The organism is Nocardioides sp. (assembly GCF_041600255.1).
In the GTDB taxonomy this organism is placed as follows: domain Bacteria; phylum Actinomycetota; class Actinomycetes; order Propionibacteriales; family Nocardioidaceae; genus Nocardioides.
Window position 1 is genome coordinate 1 of sequence record NZ_JBFIKK010000167.1, and the last position, 6076, is coordinate 6076.

Sequence of the window (6076 nt, forward strand, 5' to 3'; positions counted from 1 at the left end):
CCGCGGGGTGGCGCCCGACCAGCATCGCCCGTCACCCCGACGTTTGTCAGGTTGTCGGACAACCCCGGGCTACTGAAGATCCACCTGGACCGCCGTCCAGTCGTAGGTCAGCGTGATCTCGTTGGTCGCTGCGCGGCACTGCAGGTCCAGCGTGGTGCCGGGCGCGACGTTCGGGATGATCCCGTGCATGGTCACCTGGGCGACACCCTGGGGCATGTCCACGCCCTGGTTGACGATGCTGATGCTCCCCGCGCCGAGGATGTTGCAGAACAGGCCGTCACCCGGGTTGCCCACGCGTGGGAAGACCCGCAGGTTGGCCGTGACCAGGTAGTCGCCCGCCTCGGGGATGGTCAGCGTCGCGAACGAGGCGAAGCTGCTGCCCACGAACTGGATGGTGCTGTCGTCGACCTGGTAGGCGGTCGGTGCCTTGTCGGCCAGCGCTGTCTTCACCGGAGCCGCCAGATCACGCTCGGCGACGGCGCCGTTCCTGATGTCGGAGCTGCGCACGGCGCCGGTCTTGATCTGCTTGGAGCCGACGCTGTTCTTGGGCAGCGACGCGGCGGCGTACGCCGTGCCGGACATCGCGACGCAGAGCGCCAGGATCGCGACGACGCCGGAGAAGGTGGGGCGTGGGATCTTCATGACGGTCCTTTCGAAAGACGGTGGCGTATGGGTGGTCAGGAGCGCCGGGCGACCCGGCTGATACGCCGTACGCCGGTGGACCCGCCACGCCTCGCCGGAGGCGTCTATCCGAGGGCGACTTCTCGTCGCGCACCCCGATGGCGCACCATGTCGCCATGACGAAGAACGCCTGGTGGCGCCTGCTGGTCGCCGTCACGATCATGACCGGCGCCGTTCTGCTCTCGCTGAGCGCGACTCCACGACTGGGTCTGGACCTGTCCGGAGGAACGCAGATCACCCTCCAGGCGCTCGACACGCCCACCATGGAGGCCGACGCCGAAGCCACCGATCGCGCCGTCGAGGTCCTGCGCGGCCGCGTCGACGCGCTGGGGGTCGCCGAGCCGACGCTCGTGCGCTCGGGAGAGAACCGGATCCTGATCGAGCTGCCGGGCCTCGAGGACCCGCGCGAGGCCGCCGAGGTCATCGGCAAGACCGCCCAGCTCACCTTCCACCCCGTGCTCGGCACCGACCCGTCGGTGCTCGAGGGGCCGGGTCGCAAGTCCGGGGAGCCCGACGAGAAGGGACGCTTCGCGACCGTCGACGAGGACGGCGCCCCGCTCGTCCTGGGCAAGGCCCAGCTCGAGGGCGACGACGTCTCGGACGCGGTCGCGGGCCTGGACCAGACCAGCACCCAGTGGGTCGTCGACGTCGACTTCGCCAAGTCCGGCAACCGCAAGTGGTCGGCCCTCACCGGCGACGCGGCGTGCTTCAACCTCGGCGACCCGCAGCGGCGAGTGGCGATCGTGCTGGACGACGAGGTCATCTCCTCGCCGCAGGTCCAGGACGCCGCCTGCAACGTGGGGATGAGCGGCGGACGCACCCAGATCTCCGGCAACTTCACCGAGGCCAGCGCCTCCGAGCTCGCCCTGCTGATCAAGGGCGGTGCGCTGCCGCTGCCGGTCGAGATCATCTCCCAGCAGGTGGTCGGCCCCACCCTGGGTGACGAGGCGATCGACGCCTCGACCAAGGCCGGGATCATCGGTCTGATCCTGACCGGGCTCTTCATCACCTTCGCCTACCGGTTGGCCGGCTTCCTCGCCGTCCTCGCCCTGGGCTGCTACGCCGTCATCTCGTACGCCGTGCTGGTCGGGCTCGGCGCGACGCTCACCCTGCCCGGACTGGCCGGCTTCGTGCTGGCGATCGGGATGGCGATCGATGCGAACGTGCTGGTCTTCGAGCGAGCCAAGGAGGAGGGAGCCGAGATCGGCGTACCGCCCGAACGTGCGGTGACGGTCGGCTTCTCCAAGGCCTGGTCGGCGATCCTCGACTCCAACGTCACCACCCTGCTCGCCGGTGGTCTGCTCTTCTTCCTCGCCACCGGACCGGTTCGGGGCTTCGGTGTCACCCTGACCATCGGTGTGCTCGCCTCCATGGTCTCGGCCATGGTGATCAGCCGGGTGCTGGTCGAGTTCGCGACCTCCCGGAAGGCGGTGCGGCGTCGGCCGAGGCTGACCGGCTTCAGCAGCATCGGCCCGGTCCAGCGACTGCTGAACCGCAAGAACCCCGACATCATGGGGCGCTCCAAGCTCTGGTTGGCGCTCTCGTCGGCGGTGGTCAGTGTGGCCGCGGTCGGCATCTTCGTGAACGGGCTGAACCTGGGCGTGGAGTTCACCGGCGGCCGGGTCGTGGACTTCACCACGGTCTCCGGGGCGACCGATCGGGACGTGAACGACGTCCGCGCCGCCCTGGGCCGCGCCGGCTTCGACGACGCGGTCGTGCAGAACTCCGCCGACGGCGACCTGATCGTCAAGGTCGGCCAGGTCGACAACGAGGAGGCGCAGCGGATCCGCGACGTGGTCGCCGAGGAGGTCCCCGGCTCGCGGCTGGAGTCCGACTCGTTCATCGGGCCCTCCCTGGGCGACGAGCTGCGCACCAAGGCGCTGATCGCGCTCGGGATCGCCCTGTTCGCGCAGATGCTCTACCTCGCGGCGCGCTTCCGCTGGGTCTTCGGCGCCTCGGCGGCGATGGCCATGTTGCACGACGTGACCATCGTGGTCGGCACCTTCGCCTGGCTCGGCAAGCCGGTCGACGGCGTCTTCCTGGCGGCCACCCTGACCGTGATCGGGTTGAGCGTCAACGACACGGTGGTGGTCTTCGACCGGGTCCGGGAGCGGTGGCAGGGCCCGCCTGCCGACGCCGAGCCCACGACCGAGGGACGACGCGGTGCCTTCGCGACCGCCTGCAACGAGGCCGTGCTGGCGACCGTGCCCCGGACGGTGAACACCGGTCTGGGCACGATGTTCATCCTCGGTGCGCTCTTCGTCCTCGGTGGCGACTCGCTGACCGACTTCGCGCTCGCGCTGCTGATCGGGCTCGTGGTCGGCACCTACTCCTCGGTGTTCACCGCGACGCCGCTGGCCGTGATGATGGACCGCCGCTGGCCGGTGCTGCCGCGCCTGCCGAAGCAGAAGGTCGCCCGGGCGGAGACCGACAGCGGTGCCGTCGTCTGACGAACCCGCCGGCTTCCCCGTCGGCGGTGAGACGGTCATGGTGCTGGGTGCGCTGGGCGCCGGGCTGGTCTGCTTCCTGCTCTTCCTGGCCACCCGGCGACGTCTCGGGGTGATCCAGGCGGCCGCGACGGCGGGGCTGCTCTGGTCGCTCGTCGTGATCGCGATCGTGACCCTGATCCCGGCCGGCGGCCCCCCGGGGATCGTCGCGGCCGAGGGGCGGCAGACCACCTGCTCCTTCGATCTCGGTGGTCCGGCGCCCGACGGGTTCTGGATCTTCGAGAGTGGCCAGCGGTTGCTCAACACCGCGCTCTTCGTGCCCTCGGGGGCCCTGCTCGTGCTCTTCCTGACCCGCTGGCGCTCGGGCTGGGTCTTCGTGCCGTTCGGGCTCGCCCTGCTGGCCGGCTACTCGGCGGCGATCGAGCTGGTGCAGCTGGAGCTCGCCCGGATCAACCGGGCCTGCGATGTGACCGACATCGTCGACAACGTCACCGGTGCGGTGGTCGGGGTCGGGATCGGCCTGCTGCTCTCGCTGGTGCTGCTGCCCTGGCGCAACCGGGCCCGGAGCCGTCGCGGCTGAAGGCTAACCTGACGGCCATGACCAGCCCGCAGCCACGTGCCACGATCGCTGACATCCCGCCGTACGTTGCCGGCAGACCGCCCACGGCGCGGCCGGGGATGACGTCGTACAAGCTCTCCTCGAACGAGAACCCCTACCCGCCCCTGCCCGGCGTGGTGGAGGCGGCGAACGCTGCGGTGGCGCAGATGAACCGCTACCCCGACATGGGGTCGACGGCGCTGTATGCCGCGCTGGCCACGCGGTTCGAGGTGCCGGTCGAGGACCTGTCGGTGGCGACCGGGTCGGTCGGCCTGATCTACCAGCTGGTGCAGGCCTTCTGCGAGCCGGGCGACGAGGTGGTCTTCGCGTGGCGCTCGTTCGAGGCCTACCCGATCGCGGTCACCGCGGCCGCGGCGGTGGCCGTGAAGGTGCCGGTGCTCGCCGACGGACGCCACGACCTCGACGCGATGGCCGAGGCGATCTCCGAGCGCACCAAGGTGGTGCTGGTCTGCACGCCCAACAACCCGACCGGCCCGGCGGTGACGCAGACCGAGCTCGACACGTTCCTGGCGAAGGTGCCGCCGCACGTCGTGGTCGTCGTCGACGAGGCGTACGTCGAGTTCGTCCGGATGGACGACCCGGTGGACGGGGTCGCGACGTACCGCGGCCGCGAGAACGTCGTGGTCACCCGGACCTTCTCCAAGGCGTACGGTCTGGCCGGCCTGCGGGTCGGCTACGCGATCGCGCCGGCGCCGATCGCGGCGGCGCTGCGGGCGGTCTCGCTGCCGTTCGGGGTCTCCGCGGTCGCCCAGGCCGCTGCGATCGCGTCGCTGGAGAGCGAGGCGGAGCTGCTCGAGCGGGTCGACGCGCTCATCGAGGAGCGCTGCCGGGTGCTGGACGGGTTGCGCGGCTGCGGCTGGGACGTGCCGCAGGCGCAGGGGAACTTCGTCTGGTTCGAGCTCGGGGAGCGGACCGCGGCGTTCGCTGCTGCTGCCGAGGAGGCCGGGATCGTCGTACGCCCGTTCGCCGGGGAGGGTGCCCGGGTCTCGATCGGGGAGCCGGAGGCGAACGACCGCCTGCTCGAGGTCGCCGCCGCCTTCCGCTGACCTGCCACTTGTGGTTGCCCTTCAAGCCGCTGACCTGCCAGTTGTGGTTGGCACCGGGCAACCACAACTGGCAGGTGGGCGGTCCTGGGGCAACCACAACTGGCAGGTGACCTCCCGCCAGCAGGCTCAGCCCGCAGCGTCGGCCTGCGCGGCCTCGCTCAGCCGCACCAGCGTCGCCTCGATGCCCTGGCGGTTGCGCTGGCGGTAGCCCAGCAGCTCCAGCGCCTTCGCGCCGACGGCGTGGTAGCGCGAGTAGTCCCACGACTCGGTGACCCGGGTGCCGCCCTCGACCGGCTCGAGCTCGTAGCGCCACCGGTGCTGGCCGACGTGGCGCCAGGCGATGAGCCGGTCCTCCTCGAACTCGACCACCCGGTTGCCGGTCTTGTACGGCAGGCCCAGCATCTTCATCTCCATGCCGAAGCGGGAGTCCAGCTCGAGCCGCTCCGGGCCGGTGACCTGGCCGCGAACCGTGCCGGAGCCGTCGATCCGGGCGTGCTGACGTGGATCGGCGAGGATCGCGAAGACCACCTCGGCCGGCGCGGGAATCGTCGTACTGGCCGACACGATGCGTGAAGTCATGCCGCGACTGTAGGCGGATTGGCGAGCCCGCCCTGCGCCCTTGTAGGTTGACCCCTGCACGATGTGGTGCCGGTCACAAGTCTCGGTGTACGCCGAGACCTGCGGGCCCCGCGTCGTGGTGACCGATGCAACCGGACCGGGACCAGCGGCGACACACCCCTCGCTCGTCGGATCCGCTCCCCACGCGGCCAGCGGAGACCCCGCGATGCCGGTGACCTCGAAGGAGTGCACGTGCCCCAGCAGTCAGGCTTCGGCCCCGACCTGGCGGAGGTCTTCGGACCCTCGCAGCAGGACGGCGGACCCGACCTCATCCAGCTCCTGTCGCCCGAGGGCGAACGCATCCACCACCCGGAGTTCGATCTCGACTTCTCCGCCGAGCAGCTGCGCGGCTTCTACCGCGACATGGTGCTCACCCGGCGGATCGACACCGAGGCCACCGCACTGCAGCGGCACGGAGAGCTCGGCATCTGGGCCCAGCTGCTCGGCCAGGAGGCCGCCCAGATCGGCGCCGGTCGCGCGCTGCGCCCGCAGGACTTCGTCTTCCCGACCTACCGCGAGCACGGCGTCGCCTACTGCCGCGGCGTCGACCCGCTCAACCTGCTGGGCCTCTTCCGCGGCGTCGACCAGGGCGCCTGGGACCCGAACGAGAACAACTTCGGCCTCTACACGATCGTGATCGGCGCGCAGACCCTGCACGCCACCGG

At 70.7% G+C, this 6076-nt stretch carries 6 protein-coding genes; 4 read left to right on the top strand and 2 right to left on the bottom strand.

The window, feature by feature from the left end:
- Positions 1–69: 69 nt before the first annotated feature.
- On the bottom strand, positions 70–642 hold the full coding sequence (locus tag ABZE72_RS15205) for a hypothetical protein (protein WP_372729876.1): 573 nt from the start codon (positions 640–642) through the stop codon (positions 70–72).
- A gap of 155 nt (positions 643–797) precedes the next feature.
- On the opposite strand from ABZE72_RS15205, the gene secD reads away from it, so the two are divergent.
- From secD to hisC, 3 genes are read left to right on the top strand one after another with little or no spacing between them, the layout of a single operon-like run.
- Positions 798–3131 carry a protein translocase subunit SecD gene (gene secD, locus ABZE72_RS15210; protein WP_372729877.1) on the top strand — a complete coding sequence of 778 codons (2334 nt, stop codon included), beginning with the start codon at positions 798–800 and terminating at the stop codon, positions 3129–3131.
- The gene (locus ABZE72_RS15215) at positions 3118–3708 is read left to right on the top strand and encodes a VanZ family protein (protein WP_372729878.1); all 591 of its coding nucleotides are present in this window, start codon (positions 3118–3120) and stop codon (positions 3706–3708) included. The genes secD and ABZE72_RS15215 overlap by 14 nt, the downstream gene beginning before the upstream one ends.
- A gap of 17 nt (positions 3709–3725) precedes the next feature.
- Positions 3726–4793 carry a histidinol-phosphate transaminase gene (hisC, locus tag ABZE72_RS15220; RefSeq protein ID WP_372729879.1) on the top strand — a complete coding sequence of 356 codons (1068 nt, stop codon included), beginning with the start codon at positions 3726–3728 and terminating at the stop codon, positions 4791–4793.
- Between the two features lie 126 nt (positions 4794–4919).
- On the opposite strand, the gene ABZE72_RS15225 is transcribed toward hisC, so the two are convergent.
- Positions 4920–5372, bottom strand: a complete 453-nt coding sequence (locus ABZE72_RS15225) for an SRPBCC family protein (RefSeq protein WP_372729880.1) — start codon at positions 5370–5372, stop codon at positions 4920–4922.
- 231 nt (positions 5373–5603) lie between these two features.
- Between ABZE72_RS15225 and ABZE72_RS15230 the strand changes: the two genes are divergently transcribed.
- A partial coding sequence (locus ABZE72_RS15230) for a thiamine pyrophosphate-dependent enzyme (protein WP_372729881.1) occupies positions 5604–6076 on the top strand: 473 nt, incomplete at its 3' end.

What these genes read in the sequence shown, in the direction of transcription:
- ABZE72_RS15205 (WP_372729876.1), bottom strand. Translation starts at nt 642, where the DNA reads ATGAAGATCCCACGCCCCACCTTCTCCGGCGTCGTCGCGATCCTGGCG.
- secD (WP_372729877.1), top strand. Translation starts at nt 798, where the DNA reads ATGACGAAGAACGCCTGGTGGCGCCTGCTGGTCGCCGTCACGATCATG.
- hisC (WP_372729879.1), top strand. Translation starts at nt 3,726, where the DNA reads ATGACCAGCCCGCAGCCACGTGCCACGATCGCTGACATCCCGCCGTAC.
- ABZE72_RS15225 (WP_372729880.1), bottom strand. Translation starts at nt 5,372, where the DNA reads ATGACTTCACGCATCGTGTCGGCCAGTACGACGATTCCCGCGCCGGCC.